This is a genomic window from Tritonibacter horizontis (assembly GCF_001518015.1).
GTDB classification, from domain to species: domain Bacteria; phylum Pseudomonadota; class Alphaproteobacteria; order Rhodobacterales; family Rhodobacteraceae; genus Epibacterium; species Epibacterium horizontis.
In genome coordinates this window covers 69,763-86,492 of the sequence record NZ_LPUY01000065.1, presented here as the reverse complement: position 1 = coordinate 86,492, position 16,730 = coordinate 69,763, and the positions used below count along the sequence as shown (strand labels likewise).

The 16,730-nt window shown below is 60.0% G+C and carries 17 protein-coding genes and 2 pseudogenes; 12 read left to right on the top strand and 7 right to left on the bottom strand.

Going from position 1 to position 16,730, the window contains the following annotated elements; genetic code table 11:
• Positions 1-11 precede the first annotated feature (11 nt).
• Positions 12-476 (top strand): pyridoxamine 5'-phosphate oxidase family protein, encoded by a 465-nt coding sequence (locus tag TRIHO_RS11555; protein WP_068243510.1) that lies wholly within the window; start codon positions 12-14, stop codon positions 474-476.
• 143 nt (positions 477-619) lie between these two features.
• Positions 620-862: a hypothetical protein gene (locus TRIHO_RS23905; protein ID WP_165595910.1), complete on the top strand. Its 243-nt coding sequence runs from the start codon at positions 620-622 to the stop codon at positions 860-862.
• 96 nt (positions 863-958) lie between these two features.
• Here TRIHO_RS23905 and TRIHO_RS11550 read toward each other — a convergent pair whose 3' ends face one another.
• The 4 genes and pseudogenes from TRIHO_RS11550 to TRIHO_RS11535 form a co-directional block, all read right to left on the bottom strand.
• Complete coding sequence (locus TRIHO_RS11550) at positions 959-2,404, bottom strand: phospholipase D-like domain-containing protein (protein WP_068243507.1); 1,446 nt, start codon at positions 2,402-2,404, stop codon at positions 959-961.
• An 82-nt stretch (positions 2,405-2,486) separates the two neighbouring features.
• Positions 2,487-2,738 carry a GlsB/YeaQ/YmgE family stress response membrane protein gene (locus tag TRIHO_RS11545; protein WP_068243505.1) on the bottom strand — a complete coding sequence of 84 codons (252 nt, stop codon included), beginning with the start codon at positions 2,736-2,738 and terminating at the stop codon, positions 2,487-2,489.
• 400 nt (positions 2,739-3,138) lie between these two features.
• Entirely contained in the window at positions 3,139-3,330 is a 192-nt protein-coding gene (locus TRIHO_RS24205; protein WP_232367776.1) for an NUDIX domain-containing protein, read from the bottom strand.
• 306 nt (positions 3,331-3,636) lie between these two features.
• Positions 3,637-4,021: pseudogene (locus tag TRIHO_RS11535) on the bottom strand (transposase); the annotation flags it as partial.
• A 91-nt stretch (positions 4,022-4,112) separates the two neighbouring features.
• Between TRIHO_RS11535 and TRIHO_RS11530 the strand changes: the two are divergent.
• A pseudogene (locus TRIHO_RS11530) lies at positions 4,113-4,742 on the top strand (IS3 family transposase); the annotation flags it as partial.
• Positions 4,743-4,832: 90 nt separating this feature from the next.
• On the opposite strand, the gene TRIHO_RS11525 reads toward TRIHO_RS11530, so the two are convergent.
• Both TRIHO_RS11525 and TRIHO_RS11520 read right to left on the bottom strand, forming a co-directional pair.
• Positions 4,833-5,291 carry an ATP-binding protein gene (locus TRIHO_RS11525; protein WP_068243499.1) on the bottom strand — a complete coding sequence of 153 codons (459 nt, stop codon included), beginning with the start codon at positions 5,289-5,291 and terminating at the stop codon, positions 4,833-4,835.
• A gap of 33 nt (positions 5,292-5,324) precedes the next feature.
• Entirely contained in the window at positions 5,325-5,669 is a 345-nt protein-coding gene (locus TRIHO_RS11520) for an STAS domain-containing protein (RefSeq protein WP_068243496.1), read from the bottom strand.
• 95 nt (positions 5,670-5,764) lie between these two features.
• Here TRIHO_RS11520 and TRIHO_RS11515 point away from each other — a divergent pair, with 95 nt between their 5' ends.
• From TRIHO_RS11515 to TRIHO_RS11475, 9 genes are all read left to right on the top strand, one after another.
• The gene (locus TRIHO_RS11515) at positions 5,765-6,937 is read left to right on the top strand and encodes a thiolase family protein (protein WP_068243495.1); all 1,173 of its coding nucleotides are present in this window, start codon (positions 5,765-5,767) and stop codon (positions 6,935-6,937) included.
• 88 nt (positions 6,938-7,025) lie between these two features.
• A complete protein-coding gene (locus tag TRIHO_RS11510) occupies positions 7,026-7,481 on the top strand; it encodes a GAF domain-containing protein (RefSeq protein WP_068243493.1) in 456 nt (151 codons plus the stop codon).
• 166 nt (positions 7,482-7,647) lie between these two features.
• Positions 7,648-8,217 carry a helix-turn-helix domain-containing protein gene (locus TRIHO_RS11505; RefSeq protein ID WP_068243491.1) on the top strand — a complete coding sequence of 190 codons (570 nt, stop codon included), beginning with the start codon at positions 7,648-7,650 and terminating at the stop codon, positions 8,215-8,217.
• 9 nt (positions 8,218-8,226) lie between these two features.
• Positions 8,227-8,856, top strand: coding sequence for a LysE family translocator (locus tag TRIHO_RS11500; RefSeq protein ID WP_068243488.1), 630 nt, complete (start codon positions 8,227-8,229; stop codon positions 8,854-8,856).
• On the top strand, positions 8,853-9,224 hold the full coding sequence (locus TRIHO_RS11495; protein ID WP_068243486.1) for a GFA family protein: 372 nt from the start codon (positions 8,853-8,855) through the stop codon (positions 9,222-9,224). The genes TRIHO_RS11500 and TRIHO_RS11495 overlap by 4 nt, the downstream gene beginning before the upstream one ends.
• A gap of 41 nt (positions 9,225-9,265) precedes the next feature.
• Positions 9,266-11,710, top strand: coding sequence for a GcvT family protein (locus TRIHO_RS11490; RefSeq protein WP_068243483.1), 2,445 nt, complete (start codon positions 9,266-9,268; stop codon positions 11,708-11,710).
• Entirely contained in the window at positions 11,707-14,160 is a 2,454-nt protein-coding gene (locus tag TRIHO_RS11485) for a GcvT family protein (RefSeq protein ID WP_068243475.1), read from the top strand. The genes TRIHO_RS11490 and TRIHO_RS11485 overlap by 4 nt, the downstream gene beginning before the upstream one ends.
• A 124-nt stretch (positions 14,161-14,284) precedes the next feature.
• Positions 14,285-15,214 carry an EamA family transporter RarD gene (gene rarD / locus TRIHO_RS11480; protein WP_068243472.1) on the top strand — a complete coding sequence of 310 codons (930 nt, stop codon included), beginning with the start codon at positions 14,285-14,287 and terminating at the stop codon, positions 15,212-15,214.
• 93 nt (positions 15,215-15,307) lie between these two features.
• Positions 15,308-15,961, top strand: a complete 654-nt coding sequence (locus tag TRIHO_RS11475; protein ID WP_068243469.1) for an RluA family pseudouridine synthase — start codon at positions 15,308-15,310, stop codon at positions 15,959-15,961.
• Here TRIHO_RS11475 and TRIHO_RS11470 read toward each other — a convergent pair.
• Positions 15,945-16,682, bottom strand: coding sequence for a helix-turn-helix transcriptional regulator (locus tag TRIHO_RS11470; RefSeq protein ID WP_068243466.1), 738 nt, complete (start codon positions 16,680-16,682; stop codon positions 15,945-15,947). The two genes, TRIHO_RS11475 and TRIHO_RS11470, sit on opposite strands and share 17 nt — an antisense overlap.
• Positions 16,683-16,730 lie beyond the last annotated feature (48 nt).

Here is a 16,730-nt window from a genome sequence, read left to right as displayed (position 1 = left end):
GGGGAAACCTCATGACCGACACACAAGAATTCTGGGACCGCCTCGCCAATGTGCGCGCAGGACTGATGGAGGTGAATGGCCGCCTCATTCCCATGTCGCCAAACTGCGCCCCCGAGGATGGGTGCATCTGGTTCCTGACCGCGCGCGGCACCGACGCAGCCAACGCTGCGCAATCCGGGAAAGAGATCCGCTTTGCCATTTGCGATACGGACGCAGGGCTGCATGGCGTTGTCAACGGCACGCTACAGCTGTCGGAAGATCGCGAAAAACTGTCCGAGGTCTGGAATTTCGTCGCCGCCTCTTGGTTCGAGGGTGGAAAGAATGATCCTGATTTAGCTCTGGTCCGGATGACGCCCAAGACCTCCGAATTGTGGCTCAGCCCCAAAAGCGGCATGGTGTTTCTCTATGAAACTCTGAAGGCCAATCTGACTGATACGCAGCCCGACGTGGGCCGTCATGTCACGGTGACATTTTGAACCCAGCGGAGATCCTCATAAACCGACCCGAGGGGCTTCACTGCCCTTCGGGCGTTTTCTGTGTAGACCCCATCCATCCAGCGCCCCCTGTGCGCATTCCCCATGGCCATACCCATCACGCCCGCGCGGTACATGGCGTGGTGATGGCGGCTGCGCAAACCCCTGATATCATGTCGATCCGCTGTGAAGAGGGCTTTGCCGGGGCGCGACAAGTGGCGCAGAGCCCGCATGACGTCGGCGGCGTTACACTGTCCTTTCACCCTGCAGGTGATGTGCCGAGCTTGTCCGATGTCAGCACCACTGAGACGGTTAAGCTCGAAGTAAAAAGAGAAGGTTTCTCGCGCATCGCAACCACTGCCCGCCGAGGCGCGCATGTACATCCGTAATATCGTTCGTCGCGCAAAGCTGCCGGCCAACATTTTAGCGCACAAATTCTGTGGCGGCAGAATGGCAGTTTAGGGATATACAAGCCATCAATGCGATCAATGCGGTCGTAATCGCTTGCGCCACCCATAAAACAACCCGCGCTTACTTAGCGGTTCGAACAGCGCATCCGGCCCTTCAGGATCGAGAATTTCATTGTCGGCCAACCATTCTTCAATGTCGCTCAACTCTGGTATTTCGAATGCCTGCAGTGTTCGCCCGCTCGTCTCACCACGCAAAGCCTCGATCACAGCAATCAGCGATCCCGAGCTCTTCAGTCGGCGTGCGACCTCGTCCGGTGTCGTCGCAAGATGTTCCGCGATCAGATCGTTCCGCAGCAGTGCAATCTCCTCGCACAGCTCTGCATTTTCTGGACCTACTCCACTGAGGACTACATCACATTCCGTATCAAGCCGCAGTGAGCGGTTATTGAAATTCGAAGACCCGACACGCAGAAACTGGTTGTCTACAACCATCACCTTTGCATGCACGTAGATCTCGGCACCTTGTGCGGTCACAGGATGATAGAGGCGAAACCGGTCATGCTTGTCAATCCGACGCAGGGCCTCAAGTAGCCGCGCTCGCGCGCTGTCCATTGCTATAGGCTCGAGCCATCCTTCGGCGGAAATTGGGTTAACGATGACGATCTCCGGGCCGTCCACCTCAACCAGTCGCTTGGCCACAGCATGGGCGATACGACGCGATGCAAAATACTGGCTTTCGGCGTAAATCCAACGCTTGGCACTCGCGATGAGGTCGAGATACATATCCTCGATTTCATGCAGTGGCGCGACATCCGACATCTCCGGTTGCGTGCGCGCTATGGCCAGTTCCACATTTTTGAAATTTGCTTCAAGCGCAGGCGGCCAGCACTCATGGTTGTCACCTGCTGGCTTCAGTGTTTCACCCGTTGCGATCTTCCATCGTTTGCGGGCCAGATCGCCCATCGCGCGTGCCGCTGCTCCGTCAAATGCGCTGGTGGCGTCATGCCATGGCCCATAGGGTTTACCATCCGGGTCAATGCGGCCGGGATCGTTATCTTCATGGTCACGCCGATCCCAACGTCCAACAGTCATATCAATACCACCGCAAAATGCGATGCAATCATCAATCACCACGATTTTTTGGTGGTGCGAACTGGCAAACGGATGGGCACCGTCAAGCTTCAGCATGATTTGTTTGTGCCACTTCCAGCGCAATATCGTAGAGAGCGTGTTGCCACGAAACATGGCCTGAAAGGCGCCCGTGTCCCAGCGCAACAGTCGAATTTGAAGTGCCGGCGATCTGTCAGCAAGCCATAACATGAAATCGCCAAGCTGCTCCGGTCCTTCGCCTTCTCCCAAACTGATGCGGGCATCAAAATCCCAACCAATCAGCATAATACTATGCCGCGCTCTAAGCATCGCAGCGCGAACAGCGACAAAGTAATTTTCAGCGTCTACGATGAAAGCGAACCTATCGGCTTGCTCAAGACGCCAGCAATTCCGTCCCGGTTCCAACTTCATGCGCCTGTATCCTGCTGTAATATCGTCAGCACCTCATCAAGATCCACACCCGCGTTGCGCACCACAAGTCGCCACAGGGCGGTCAGCGCTTCAGTGCGCGTGCTCCGCCGACAAGAATGCAGGCCCCTGCAACCCCAGCGACCAGATACCCTAGCACACCCCCAAAGGACACGCCCAATAGGCCAAACAAAAAACTCGCTACGGCTGCGCCGACAATTCCAAGGATGATATTCAAAAATATGCCAGTGTCTGCCTTCATCACCGCAGAGGCAATCCAACCGGCCAGCCCTCCAACGATAATGGCTGCAATCCAGCCAATTCCTGCATCTTCCATGATGGCTCCCTCCCACAGAACTAATCTCATTGAACCCGACCTTATCCGAAGGCGTATGACAGGTTTAATCGTCTTCTAAACGTTCTCAATGGTTGTGATATCATCTCGCCTGGCTTTGTTGCGCGAAGGCATGATGCGGGACATATCTTGTGAAACCAGCGCAATAGCTGTTTTGCATGAGCAGACCCATTGCGCCGGGCTACTAGCGCCAAATCGCAGGGAGAACCATGTCCCGCGTCAAAGACGCGAGATCAAGTTTGTCTTGCGAGTTCGGATACACCCATCGAATCTCTTCGATCTCTGCTCGCGCTTCGACATGATCTTTGAGATGAATGCGAAACATTTCGGCCGTAACGAGGCAGCCGGGCTCATTCGCCGCGGAGGCCGAAAATTGACCGAGTTATTCGGCCTCCTTGGGTTGAAGATCTAGTGCGAGTTCTTCGAAAAGTTCACGGCGAAGAGCGTTCACGGGCGTTTCAAGGCCGTCGATTTTCCCACCGGGCTGCATGAATGCGGACGTTCCACGTTTCCGGACAAGCAAGATTGCTCCATCTTCCCGAAGAATGGCAGCAGCGGCTATGCAAATCTCCATAATGGCGCTCCTCATGATTGGCGCTTCAGGTCTCAGTAGCGCCAGACTTCTGTTTTCCCAATGGCATCTGTGGGTGGCTCCTTTTCTATCAGTCATTGATAATTGCACTTTGGCGCATTCGACGCCATTGGAGCATGAGCCAGCCACCTCGTCCGCTTTGTCCACCGAGCCACCTATCGACAGCGGGCCGATGTTGCAACTGCAGCGAATGGCGGTTTCGGAATGCTGTATAGCAGCGACCGTGGCCGCAGTAGGCAGAAGTAAGGCCGAGTTTACAGAGGTCACTATCTGCGCAGAGCTGCCGTCCTCAACCTTGATGCCAGTGCTGTCGATTAGCAGGTGCAACGGCCCTTTGGAGCCACCATAAGGGATGTTGACGGCGAGGGTCTTCTGGCGGCGGCTCAGCGTGCTGAAGTCGGGCACCGACCAGTCAAGGCCGACCAGGCGCAACAAGCTTTCGCCGAACCCGGTCGTCTGCCGCAGCGCCATGCCAAACAACACCTTCATTGTCACGCAAGTCTGAATGGCAGAATTGTTGTAAGCCTGCTGGCGACCACGCTTGCCTGTCGGCGCAGCCTCCCAGATCGATCTCGGGATCGGACCAGATGGTCAGCGAGCCCCGGCGCTTGAGCGCTTCATTGTAGGCTGGACAGTTTTTAGTCTTGTAGCTTGGGGATGTAGGTCTGCTCATGCGTCCCAGCTACCATGCTGAATTCACGAGATGAATCCCTCACAGGATTTGTGCAACAGAGCCAACTTGAGGTTTAAACGGCTATTCCTGAGGGTTGCATTACGTCGAGCGGTTGATGCGGCAGGCGGCCTTCAGAGCCCGCCCAAAGCGCCGGCAACCACCAAAAGACGAGGGCACGAGGTCGATCATCGTGGCCAACGTGCTTGAACGTGAGTTCGATGCGGATGGCCCGAACCAGAAATGGGTGGCAGACTTCACCTACATCTGGACAGTGGAAGGCTGGCTCTATGTCGCCGCCGTCATTGATCTCTTCTCGCGGCGTGTGGTCGGGTGGTCCATGAGCGACCAGATGACGTCCCAGATGGTCACGGACGCCTTGATCATGGCGATCTGGCACAGAGGTCGACCAAGGGAGCTGCTGCATCATTCCGATCAGGGCAGCCAGTATACCAGTGAACCGTTCCAAAGGCTGATGGCCGATCACGGTATCACCTGTTCGATGAACCGGTCCGGAAATGTCTGGGATAACCCTGCGATGGAGAGCTTCTTCTCATCGCTGAAAAAAACCGAACGGGTCAGGCGGAAAACCTACCGTACAAGAAAACAGGCACGCGCAGATGTATTCGATTATATTGAGCGGTTCTACAATCCGAAGCGGCGGTACTCGACCATCGGGTATCTAAGCCCTATCACGTTCGAGGAGAGAGCTATGAAAGCTTAAACTGCCATCCACGAAACCCGCAACAGGCCAACGTGGCTGACCTTCCATTCCTTCGAAAGGATCACACCATCAAACCGTGGGATCAAACACCTAGCTCGATTGTTGTGGCTCGGAGGTCAGCTGAATTTCGAAACACAAGGAGAGCTGATTGTTGTCCAGATTTCGCTGATACTGGATGTCGCTGGCCAGTTCACGGATCAGGAACCAGCCAAAGCCGCCTTCGGGCAGGTCTTCTAGCGGTGTATCTGCGTCAACCTTGACCGTATTGCCGTCGGGCAGCTTGGCATTTGGAAAGGGAACGCCGGCGTCGCGGATCTCGACCCACAGCCGGTCCGGATGCAGGTTGCAGCGGATCAGGACATCCCCTGCCGCTGTCTCGGCATAGGCATGTTCGACGACGTTGTTGACTGCCTCGGCAAGGGCAATCTGCACCTCGTCGACCCGGGTATCCGGAATACCCATGTTTTTCAGGCGGTCCACCACCGAAACGATACCCCTTCGGGCATCAAGCTCGGTCGCCCTGAAGGAGCAGGCGAAGGTTTCAACCATAGAGTTCGGGCTCCACAAACGGTTGCGTCGGGATCAATGTTCGACGTGTTCAGGGTCCAGAGCGTCCTGAAGCGTATCGAATAGGTTGAAGACGGTATCCATACGGGTCAGTCGAAAGACCTTGTCGACCATGGGGGTCAACCCGGCCAGGTCCAGCCGACGATCCTTGCCAAGCTGTTTCATAGCAGCGACTATGGCGCCCAGACCGCTGGAATCGATGAATTCGACGCTGGACAAGTCTAGAATCACACGCTGGGGACCGGCATCGGTTTCCGTGCGCATGTCTTCCTTGAACTGGATTGCCATGGCTGCATCTATGCGTTGGGCGTTTACGGTTACCACCTGCGCGTCGTCTGCTACCGTGCTCGTTAGGCTCATTGAGTGTTCCTCGGCTCGTCTTACTTGGCACGTACCCTAGACCCTAAGTGTTATCATTCAGTATGGATAGTTGAGAAAATTGGAGAAGAGTTGAAATGGCCAGGATTGTAATCTCCGGGGCAGCCCGGACGCCGATGGGTGGATTCCAAGGCATGTATGACGGTGTCACGGCAGCCGAACTCGGCGGGGCCGCGATCAAAGCTGCATTGCAGCGTTCAGGGGCCACTGCGGTGGACGAAGTCCTGATGGGCTGCGTGCTCTCTGCCGGTCAGGGGCAGGCTCCGGCGCGGCAGGCCGGGTTCGCCGCCGGGCTTGGCGAGGACGTCCCCGCGACCACCTTGAACAAGATGTGTGGCTCCGGGATGACGGCCGCAATGATGGCATGCGATCGGTTGGCGACAGGCGGCGCGGATGTGATGGTGGCGGGGGGCATGGAAAGCATGACCAACGCCCCCTACCTGCTGGCGAAAATGCGCGGCGGGGCGCGGATTGGCCACGGTCAGGTTGTCGATCATATGTTCCTCGACGGGTTGGAAGATGCCTATGACAAGGGCCGTCTCATGGGCACCTTTGCCGAGGACTGCGCCGAGCATTATCAGTTCAGCCGGGAGGAGCAGGACGCCTTTGCGCTTGGGTCGCTCTCGAACGCTCTGGCGGCGCAGGAAAGCGGCGCATTTGCGGACGAAATAACTGAAGTCATTGTGAAAACCCGAAAAGGCGAGGTGGTGACAGACCGCGACGAACAACCCGGCACGGCTCGCCCTGAAAAGATCCCGACCCTCAAACCTGCGTTTCGCGAGGGTGGGACGGTCACGGCGGCAAACGCTTCTTCGATCTCGGACGGTGCGGCGGCGCTGGTCCTTGCAAACGAGGAAGCCGCAGCAGCGCGCGGGCTGCCGGTGCGGGGGTATATTCTGGGTCATGCCAGCCATGCGCAGGCACCGGGATGGTTCACCACGGCGCCTGTTCCCGCGGCGCGAAAACTGCTGACACGGATCGGCTGGGACGTGGAGGATGTTGACCTTTGGGAGGTGAACGAAGCCTTCGCGGTGGTCCCGATGGCCTTCATGCGCGAGATGGGAATCCCGAGAGAGAAGGTCAATGTAAATGGCGGGGCTTGCGCGTTGGGACATCCGATCGGTGCCTCTGGCGCACGCATCATGGTGACGCTTCTCAACGCCCTGGAAAAACGCGGATTGCAGCGCGGCGTTGCAGCAATTTGCATCGGTGGGGGCGAGGGAACAGCGATCGCAATCGAGCGGGTTTGACCTTCGCCGTGCTGGCGATTATGCGCCTCATGACATGCAGGCGGACGGGGGGGCTCGTCCGCTCATATTTGTAAAAGGCAAAACTTTGATGCGGGTAGACTACGACGATCTGGCCAAAACCGTGGCCGCACTGACCGAGGGGGAAACCGACGAGGTGGCCCTGATGGCGACTCTCGCCTGCGAATTGCATCACGCCGATGACCGGTTCGATTGGACCGGGTTTTACCGCGTGACCGCGCCCGAGGTGTTGAAGATCGGCCCCTACCAGGGCGGACATGGATGTCTGGTGATCCCTTTCTCGCGCGGCGTCTGCGGGGCGGCGGCCCGGACCGGCGAGGTGCAGCTGGTGGACGATGTGGACGCCTTTCCCGGCCACATCGCCTGTGCCTCCTCCACCCGATCCGAGATCGTGCTGCCGGTGCGCGCGGCCTCCGGCCGACTGATCGCGGTGCTGGACATCGACAGCGACCAACCCGGCGCTTTCACCACGGAAGATGCCGAGCAGCTGGCCGCAATCCTGCATTCGGTCTTTGGCAGGCTCTGAGCAGGGGCGGGGCTGACCGTCCCGCGTTACCCCAAGCGGATCCGAACACCCGGCCCGACGCTGCGAAGTGTCGGGTTTTTTGTTCGTGAAATTTCTCTTTCATTTTTCACGAGAATCACAGAGGGTGAAAATTGCCTGCAAAATTTCACGAACTTGGACGGTGCCAGTGAATTCCCAATCGCCAACACATACCACCCTGGGCGCCGATCTCAGGGCGTTGCGCCGGGCGCGGGGCATCACCATCGCGGAGCTTGCCGCGCGTATGGGGCGCTCTGTTGGCTGGATCAGCCAGGTTGAGCGGGACATGTCCGAGCCCTCGATCTCAGACCTGCGCGGGCTGGCAAAATGCCTCGATGTGCCGATGTCGATGCTTTTCGCCCACGCCTCCGCCCCGGTCGAGGAACAGGGCTATATCGTACGCTCCGGCGCCCGGCGCCCGATGGGGTCGGGCGAGGAAGGGTTGATCGAGGAACTCCTGTCGCCCGACCTGACCGATGATTTCGAGATGGTGCATTCCACCTTTGCGCCGCAGGCGCGGATGCAATCCGCCGCCCACCGTCCGACACAGGAGGTCGCCTATGTGATCTCTGGCCGCCTCGACCTGCAGATCGGCGCGCGTCACTTTACCGTCGGGGCAGGCGACAGCTTCCGCATCCGCAACGAACCCTTTTTGTGGTCGAACCCCTATGACTGCCCCTGTGTCGCGGTCTGGGTCATCGCACCGCCCGTCTATTGAGGTCCCTGTATGAGCTTTGACGCCTGGATCATCTTTGCCCTGTTCTGGGCCGCCTTTGTCACCACGCCGGGACCCAACGCGGTGAACTGCATCTCCAACGGCATGAACCTGGGGTTTGGCAAGGCCATGCTGGGGGTGCTCGCCATCCTGACGCAGGCGACGATCTTTTTGCTGTTGTCGGCGCTGGGGGTGACGGCGCTGATCGCGGCCTCGCCCACCGGGTTTTTTATCGCGAAACTGGTTGGCGCGGGCTTTTTGGTCTTTCTGGGCATTCGCGGTTGGCGGAATGCAACGAAACCCGTGCCCACGTCCGAGCGTCCGGCGCGGCATGTCTATCTGCATGCGCTGGCGGTGGCGACCATCAACCCCAAGAGCGTCGCAGGTTATCTGGCCGCCTTTTCGCAGTTTGTGCAGCCGGATGTGGCGATCTGGTCGCAGATGGCAGTGATCGTACCGACCGCGCTGGTGCTGACCACGATCAGCTATACGGGGTTTACCCTGCTGGGAGTCAGCATGGGGCGGGCGGCGCTTGCGGCGGCATTCAACGTGTGGATCCGCCGCCTCTTGGCGATCTGCTTTATCGTCTACGGGCTGCTTCTGGGAGCCAGCAGTACGCCCAATCTGGAGGCCGCGTCATGATCCGGGGGCATTGCCTGTGCGGCGCAATCCATTTTGAAACCAACGCCGCGCCGTTGGGGGCGTCGATGTGCCATTGCGGCCAGTGTCGGCGACAGTCGGGCGGCATCTGGTCGTCTGCCTATGTGGCCGAGACGGATCTGACCATCACCGGCAAGGTCAGCTGGTTTGCCTCCAGCGCGGCCGCCAAGCGCGGGTTTTGTGCGCAATGCGGCTCCTTTCTGTTCTGGAAGGCCCATGACGAAGACACCATCAGCTTTGCCCTGGGCGCGGTGGTCGCCCCAACCGGCGTGACCCTGGAAAAGCACATCTTCGTCGCGGCCAAGGGCGACTACTACGAGATCACCGACGGATTACCGCAGAAAGACTGACCGCCGCGGACCGGTCGCACAACCTCTTGAGGGAGCCGAAAATGGCAGATTTTCCAACACGGGCCAGAGTGGTCATTATCGGCGGCGGCGTTGTCGGCTGTTCTGCGCTGTATCATCTGGCCAAGAAGGGCTGGGCCGACTGTGTCCTGTTGGAAAAGAACGAATTGACTGCAGGCTCGACCTGGCATGCGGCGGGCAATGTGCCGACGTTTTCGACCTCCTGGTCGATCATGAACATGCAACGTTATTCGACCGAGCTTTATGCCCGCCTCGGGGCAGAGGTCGACTATCCGATGAACTATCACCAGACCGGCTCCATCCGGCTGGCCCATTCCGCGGAGCGCATGCAGGAGTTCGCGCGCGCGGCGGCGATGGGGCGCTATCAAGGGATGGATATCAAGATCCTGACGCCCGCTGAGGTGAAAGAAATCTATCCTTTTATTGAAACCCACGATTTGGCCGGGGCGCTTTTTGATCCCCATGATGGCGACATTGACCCGGCGCAGGTGACCCAGGCGCTGGCCAAGGGCGCCCGCGATATGGGACAGCGCATTCTGCGCTTCTGCCCCGCCACGGGCGTCACCCAGACCGCAGAGGGCTGGATGGTGCATACCGACAAGGGCGATATTGCCTGCGACTACGTGGTGAACGCGGCCGGTTACTACGCGCAGCGGGTGGGGGAATGGTTCAAACCCTACGGTGGGCGTACTGTGCCGATGATGGTGATGAGCCATCAGTACCTGCTGACAAAAGAGATCCCCGAGATCGAGGCCTGGTCCCAAAAGACCGGGCGCAAATTGCCGCTGCTGCGGGACGTGGATGTCTCTTACTACCTGCGGCAAGAGAAACACGGCTATAACCTTGGCCCCTATGAACCCAACTGCCGGGCCCATTGGGCGACGCCAGACGATCCGATGCCGGATGATTTTTCGTTTCAGCTCTGGTCTGATGATCTGGACCGGATCGAGGATATCGTGACCGATGCCATGGCGCGGGTGCCCTTGATGGCAACCTCTGGGGTCTCGCGCGTCATCAACGGCCCCATTCCCTATGCGCCTGATGGCTTGCCGCTGCTTGGCCCGATGCCGGGTGTCAGACAAGCCTTCGAGGCCTGCGTGTTTACCTTCGGGATTGCTCAGGGCGGTGGCGCGGGCAAGGTGCTGGCGGAATGGATCATCGACGGGCAGACCGAATGGGACATGTGGTCCTGCGATCCTCGCCGCTTTACCGATTATACCGACCCGGACTATTGCGTGCAAAAGGGGATGGAGACCTACGGCCACGAATACGCCATGCATTTCCCCCATCACGAATGGCCCGCCGGACGGGACCGCAAACTGTCGCCGGTGCATGCGGTGGTGAAGGCCAATGGCGGTGTCATGGGCGCCTATAACGGGTGGGAGCGGGCGAACTGGTTTGCCAAACCCGGCGACGACACCTCTGAGGAGGCGACCCAGACCTGGGGGCGCGCAGGCCCCTGGCAGGTCCGTATTCGCGCGGAATGCGAGGCGGTGCGCGACCATTGCGGGGTGCTGGATCTGCCCGGATTTTCGCGGTTCCGGCTGTCCGGCGTCGGGACGGCAGAGGCCTTGCGCGGGCTGATTGCGGGCGGGTTGCCCAAGGTCGGCCGCATGAACCTGGTCTATATTGCCGACCGCCGTGGCCGACTTCTGACAGAAATGTCCTGCCTGCGTTTGGACGCGGATGAGTTCATCCTGATCACGGCCGCAGCGGCGCAATGGCACGACGGCGACATCCTGCGCGCTGCCATGCCTGCCGACGTCCGCGTCGAGGATCTGACCAGGACCCGCGACACCCTGATCGTCACGGGTCCAAAGGCGCGCCAGGTCCTGACGCCGCTGACCGACGGCGACCTCAGCCTTGGTTGGCTGACCCATCAGGCCGCCACCGTCGCGGGCCGGCCCGCGCATCTGGTCCGGGTCTCGTTCGCCGGGGAACTGGGCTGGGAGATCCACGCCCTCAATGCCGATATGCCGGACATCTATGCGGCGATCCTTGCCGGCGGGGCGACGCCCTTTGGCATGTATGCGCTGAATAGTTTGCGGATGGAAAAAGGCTACCGCGCCTGGAAGGGCGACCTGTCAACCGACTATAGTTTGCTCGAAGCCGGGTTGGAGCGTTTCGTCAAGCTGGACAAGCCGCAAGACTTTCCCGGTAAGGCCGCTTTGCAGGCCGAGGCACAGCGCGGGGTGGCCAAACGGTTTGTTACCCTGATCGTCGATGCGGCAGAGGCCGACGCGCCCTATATGTCCTGTCTCTACAAGGATGGCGACATCGTCGGCGAGACCACCTCTGGCGGGTGGGGCTATCGGGTCGGGGCCTCCATCGCGCTGGGCATGGTGCGCCGCGATCACGCCCAGCCGGGCACCGAACTGGAGGTCGAAATCTACGGCCAGATGTACCGCGCCGTGGTCCAGCCCGATCAGCCGCTTTGGGATCCGAAAAATGAAAGGTTGCGTGCATGACTGAACGTCCGCAAACGGCGCGTGTCGTCATTATCGGCGGTGGTGTGGTGGGCTGTTCGGTCGCCTACCATCTGACCAAACTGGGTTGGACAGATGTGGTCCTGCTGGAGCGCAAGCAGCTGACCTCGGGCACCACCTGGCACGCGGCAGGGCTGATCGCGCAACTGCGGGCCACGGCGAATATGACCAGGCTCGCCAAATACAGTCAGGAACTGTACGGCGCGCTGGAGGCGGAAACCGGGGTTGCGACCGGGTTCAAACGCTGCGGCTCCATCACGGTGGCCCTGACCGAAGAACGGCGCGAAGAGATCTTTCGTCAGGCCGCCATGGCCCGCGCCTTTGGTGTCGAAATCGAGGAAATCGACCCGACCGAGGTGAAAGCCCGCTACCCGCACCTGAACATCGACGGGGTGACGGCTGGCGTCTGGTTGCCGAAAGACGGGCAGGGGGACCCGGCCAATATCGCGCTGGCGCTTGCCAAGGGCGCGCGCCAACGTGGCGCAATCATACAGGAACGGACAAAGGTCACCGGCCTGACACGGCAGGGGCGCCGGGTCACAGGTGTTGACTGGCAATCCGATGACGGCGCAGAGCAAGGCCATATCGCCTGTGACATGATCGTCAACTGCGCCGGCATGTGGGGGCGCGAGGTGGGCCGCATGGCGGGTGTCAACGTGCCGCTTCACGCCTGTGAACATTTCTACATCGTCACCGAAGCGATCCCGGACCTGACCCAGATGCCGGTGCTGCGGGTGCCCGATGAATGCGCCTACTTCAAGGAAGACGCCGGCAAGATCCTGCTTGGCGCCTTTGAACCCAATGCAAAGCCGTGGGGCATGAGCGGCATCCCCGACAGTTTCGAGTTCGACCAGTTGCCCGAGGATTTCGATCATTTCGAGCCGATCCTGGAAACGGCGGTCCATCGAATGCCGATGCTGGCGGAGGCGGGCATCCATACGTTTTTTAACGGGCCAGAGAGTTTTACCCCGGATGACGCCTATCACCTTGGGCTTGCACCCGAGATGGACAATGTCTGGGTCGCAGCGGGGTTCAACTCCATCGGGATCCAGTCGGCCGGGGGCGCTGGCATGGCCTTGGCGCAATGGATGCAGGACGGCGCCAAGCCCTTTGATCTGGGTGATGTCGATATTTCGCGCATGCAGCCATTTCAGGGCAATAAACACTACCTGTTCGAACGCTCAAAGGAAACGCTGGGCCTGCTCTATGCGGATCATTTCCCCTATCGCCAGAAAGCAACGGCGCGCGGGATACGTCGAAGCCCGTTTCATCATCTGTTGGCAGAACGGGGGGCGGTGTTTGGCGAGGTCGCGGGATGGGAACGGGCCAACTGGTTTGCAACAGCCGGGCAGGACCCATCCTATCACTACAGCTGGAAACGACAGAACTGGTTTGAAAACTCTGCCGCCGAACACCGCGCCGTGCGTGAGAATGTCGGCCTCTACGACATGTCGTCTTTTGGCAAAATCCGCGTTGAGGGCCCCGACGCAGAGGCGTTTCTGAACCAGATCGGCGGCGGCGATTTTTCGGTGCCCGTGGGCAAGATCGTCTATACGCAGTTCCTCAACTCCCGCGGTGGCATCGAGGCTGATGTGACCGTTACCCGACTGAGCGAGACCTCCTATCTGGTGGTCACCCCCGCCGCGACCCGGCTGGCAGACCAGACCTGGATGGAACGGCACAAAGGCAATCACAACGTGGTCCTCCTGGATTTGACCGCGGCTGAGGGGGTGCTGGCGGTCATGGGCCCCAATGCGCGCAAATTGATGGAGCGTGTCTCCCCCAATGATTTCACCAATGCGACAAACCCCTTTGGCACCGCCCAGGAGATCGAGATCGGCATGGGCCTCGCCCGGGCGCATCGGGTCACCTATGTGGGAGAGCTCGGCTGGGAAATCTATGTGTCCTGCGACATGGCTGCGCATGTGTTCGACACGCTTTATGAGGCGGGGCAGGATCTGGGGCTGACGCTTTGCGGCCTGCACATGATGGAGTCCTGCCGACTTGAAAAAGGGTTTCGCCATTTTGGTCACGACATTACCTGTGAGGATCACGTGGTGGATGCCGGGCTGGGCTTTGCGGTCAAAGTCGACAAGGGATGCGATTTTATCGGACGTGAGGCGGTGATCGAACGCAAGATGACGGGGCCGAAAAAGCGGTTGTTGCAGTTTCGCCTGACCGATTCGGAGCCGCTGCTGTTTCACAACGAGCCAATTCTGCGGAACGGCGAATATGTCGGCTACCTGTCGTCTGGTGGCTACGGGCATACGCTGGGCGGGGCAATCGGGCTGGGCTATGTGGCCTGCGACGGGGAAAACGCCGCCGATGTGCTCGCCTCGGATTACCAGATAGATGTCTGCGGAACGCGGGTGCGGGCCGAGGTCTCGCTCCGGCCGATGTATGATCCGAAATCGGAGCGTGTAAAACGCTGAAGGGTCTGCTAGGTCCGCCGTGTCGCACTGCCTGTTTTGCAGGCAGTTTTGCGATCTTAGCGATTTGTTACGCAGAGACCGACAAGCTGTCGGGCAGGCGGCTGAGCGGCGGAAAGACCTGAATATGAGCGAAAGACCCGAAAACATCGACACGCCCCAGGGTCTGGCCTTCGCCCTGTCGGCCTATGTTTTCTGGGGTTTCCTGCCGCTTTTCATGAAATTGCTCGCACATATCCCGCCCGCCGAAGTGGTGGCGCATCGGGTGATCTGGTCGGTGCCGATCGCCGGCGCTTTGCTGATTTTCCTTGGTCGGTTCAATGAGTTGCAGGCCGCATTGAAAAACCCGAAAATGCTCTTGATGGGCTGTGTCACAGCGGCCTTTGTATCGGTCAATTGGGGCATTTACGTCTGGGCTGTCGCATCCGGCCACGCATTGGAGGCGGCGTTGGGGTATTACATCAACCCGTTGTTTTCCATCGCGCTGGGCGCGGCGGTGCTTGGCGAACGCCTGAGCCGGGCGCAATTTGTTGCGGTGGGTCTGGCTGCGCTTGCGGTGGTGATCCTGACGGTGGAGGCCGGGCGCCTGCCCCTGGCCGCGCTGGGTCTGACGCTGTCCTGGGGCGCCTACGCGTTCTTCAAGAAATGGCTCCCGATTGGCCCGAACCAGGGGTTCCTGCTGGAGGTTCTGATCCTGACACCACCGGCGCTCGGCTATCTTTGCTATCTGGCGCTGACAGGGCAGGGGCATTTTGCGGTCACCCAATACGACACGCTGCTGCTGCTTGGCACCGGGGCGGTGACGGCGCTGCCATTGATCGTCTATGCCAACGGGGCAAAACTGCTGAAGCTTTCGACGATTGCCATCCTGCAATATATCGCGCCAACCCTGATCTTTCTGGTGGCGGTCCTGGTGTTCAAGGAACCCTTTGGCGGGGCCCGTCTGATCGCCTTTCCGCTGATCTGGATCGCGCTTGTGATCTACTCGATCTCGCTCTTTCGCGGGATGCGTCGGTCGCTGACGCAGGTCGTGCCCCCGACAGAAGAAGCTGGGTGACAGGCGCAGTCGCCCCGCTGACAGGGGTCGCCCGGCAGGTCTGGCCCGGCTGACGGACTTGTCTTGTCTGCATCTGATCGCTAGGCAACGGGCATGAGTGTCTCCAGTGAATATACCCCGCCGAGCGATCCGCTCGATATCCTGCATCACGATGCACAGCTCTTGGTGGTCAATAAACCGGCCGGGCTGCTGTCGGTTCCGGGCAAGGGGGATCACCTGTCGGACTGTCTGTTGGCGCGTCTGCAGGCGGCCTTTCCCGAGGCGCTTCTGGTCCATCGGCTGGACCGGGACACCTCTGGCGTGATGGTCTTTGCGATGACACCGCATGCGCAACGTCACCTTGGCCTGCAATTCGAAAAACGGATGACGAAGAAGACCTATCTTGCGCGGCTCGATGGCCAGCTGCAGCCCCGCGCAGGCACCGTTGATCTGCCCCTGATCGTCGATTGGCCGAACCGGCCTTTGCAGAAGGTCTGCCACGAGACCGGCAAACCCGCCGAAACGGAGTGGAAAGTGCTCAGCCATGGGGCGGATGAAACGCGGGTGCGGCTGATGCCGCGCACCGGTCGTTCCCATCAGCTCAGGGTGCACATGCTGTCGCTGGGCCATCCGATCCTGGGCGACCCGCTTTACGCCAGCGGTGCGGCACGGGAGCATCCGCGGATGATGCTGCATTCCGAGGAACTGCGGTTGAAACATCCCGATGGCGGCGCGTCGCAAAAGTTTCGCGCTAAGGCACCATTCTGACGGTTTTTTGAACATTTCCGCCGCCATTTCTGTACTGGCGTGGGGTCAGGCCGGCGACTTTGCGAAACTCGCGCTGGAAATGGGCCTGATCGGCATATCCACAGCAGAACCCGATTTCCGCCAGGCTGAGTGCATTTTTGCGCAGCAAGTTGGTTGCGACCTCTGTCCGGGCCAGACGCAAGGCGACTGAAAATGTACCGCCTTCGGCCAGAAGGTAGCGCTGCAGGCTGCGGCTGGAGAGGCCCAGATGCTGGGCGATGTCTTCAATCCGCCAGGCCCGCGCCGGATCAGAGGCAATCAGCCGGTGCACGTGATCGGTCAGCTGTACCGAGCCTCCGGTCTCCAGTGGGGGCAGTGCCGGTGCCGTCTCCCAGCGCAGGATCGCGCTGGATGGGTCGGTGTTCAGGACCGTGACCCCGGTAAACCCGGCCCGCAGCAACAGGCCTTTCAGGATGGCAAACCGATGCGCCAATCGGGTGTCGTCCGGCATTTTGGCCGCGTGCAATCGCAAGGAGGCAGAGGTCGATTCTTCCAGCCGCAACTGGACGCCCGTCGCACAATAGCGGTCCAGCCGCAGCAGCTTTTCGCAGATCACAACAGGGTCCGGGACCGCAATCACCGTCGCCACGACCGGTGCGCGGCTGCTGGCCAGCGCCGGGAGGATCGCGGTCTCCGGGTCGAGGTCTGCGGAGGGCAGCCCCAGGGCAACGTAAAAGTCCATTGCGCACCTCCTTGGTATCAGCAGCCGAGCACAGCGCAGAATCGGAAC

Coding starts and splice junctions, on each gene's coding strand:
- TRIHO_RS11485 (WP_068243475.1), top strand. CDS start 11,707: ATGACTGAACGTCCGCAAACGGCGCGTGTCGTCATTATCGGCGGTGGT.
- TRIHO_RS11500 (WP_068243488.1), top strand. CDS start 8,227: ATGAGCTTTGACGCCTGGATCATCTTTGCCCTGTTCTGGGCCGCCTTT.
- TRIHO_RS11490 (WP_068243483.1), top strand. CDS start 9,266: ATGGCAGATTTTCCAACACGGGCCAGAGTGGTCATTATCGGCGGCGGC.
- TRIHO_RS11470 (WP_068243466.1), bottom strand. CDS start 16,682: ATGGACTTTTACGTTGCCCTGGGGCTGCCCTCCGCAGACCTCGACCCG.
- TRIHO_RS11520 (WP_068243496.1), bottom strand. CDS start 5,669: ATGAGCCTAACGAGCACGGTAGCAGACGACGCGCAGGTGGTAACCGTA.
- TRIHO_RS11555 (WP_068243510.1), top strand. CDS start 12: ATGACCGACACACAAGAATTCTGGGACCGCCTCGCCAATGTGCGCGCA.
- TRIHO_RS11510 (WP_068243493.1), top strand. CDS start 7,026: ATGCGGGTAGACTACGACGATCTGGCCAAAACCGTGGCCGCACTGACC.
- rarD (WP_068243472.1), top strand. CDS start 14,285: ATGAGCGAAAGACCCGAAAACATCGACACGCCCCAGGGTCTGGCCTTC.
- TRIHO_RS11475 (WP_068243469.1), top strand. CDS start 15,308: ATGAGTGTCTCCAGTGAATATACCCCGCCGAGCGATCCGCTCGATATC.
- TRIHO_RS23905 (WP_165595910.1), top strand. CDS start 620: ATGGCGGCTGCGCAAACCCCTGATATCATGTCGATCCGCTGTGAAGAG.
- TRIHO_RS11515 (WP_068243495.1), top strand. CDS start 5,765: ATGGCCAGGATTGTAATCTCCGGGGCAGCCCGGACGCCGATGGGTGGA.
- TRIHO_RS11545 (WP_068243505.1), bottom strand. CDS start 2,738: ATGGAAGATGCAGGAATTGGCTGGATTGCAGCCATTATCGTTGGAGGG.
- TRIHO_RS24205 (WP_232367776.1), bottom strand. CDS start 3,330: ATGGAGATTTGCATAGCCGCTGCTGCCATTCTTCGGGAAGATGGAGCA.
- TRIHO_RS11550 (WP_068243507.1), bottom strand. CDS start 2,404: ATGAAGTTGGAACCGGGACGGAATTGCTGGCGTCTTGAGCAAGCCGAT.
- TRIHO_RS11525 (WP_068243499.1), bottom strand. CDS start 5,291: ATGGTTGAAACCTTCGCCTGCTCCTTCAGGGCGACCGAGCTTGATGCC.
- TRIHO_RS11495 (WP_068243486.1), top strand. CDS start 8,853: ATGATCCGGGGGCATTGCCTGTGCGGCGCAATCCATTTTGAAACCAAC.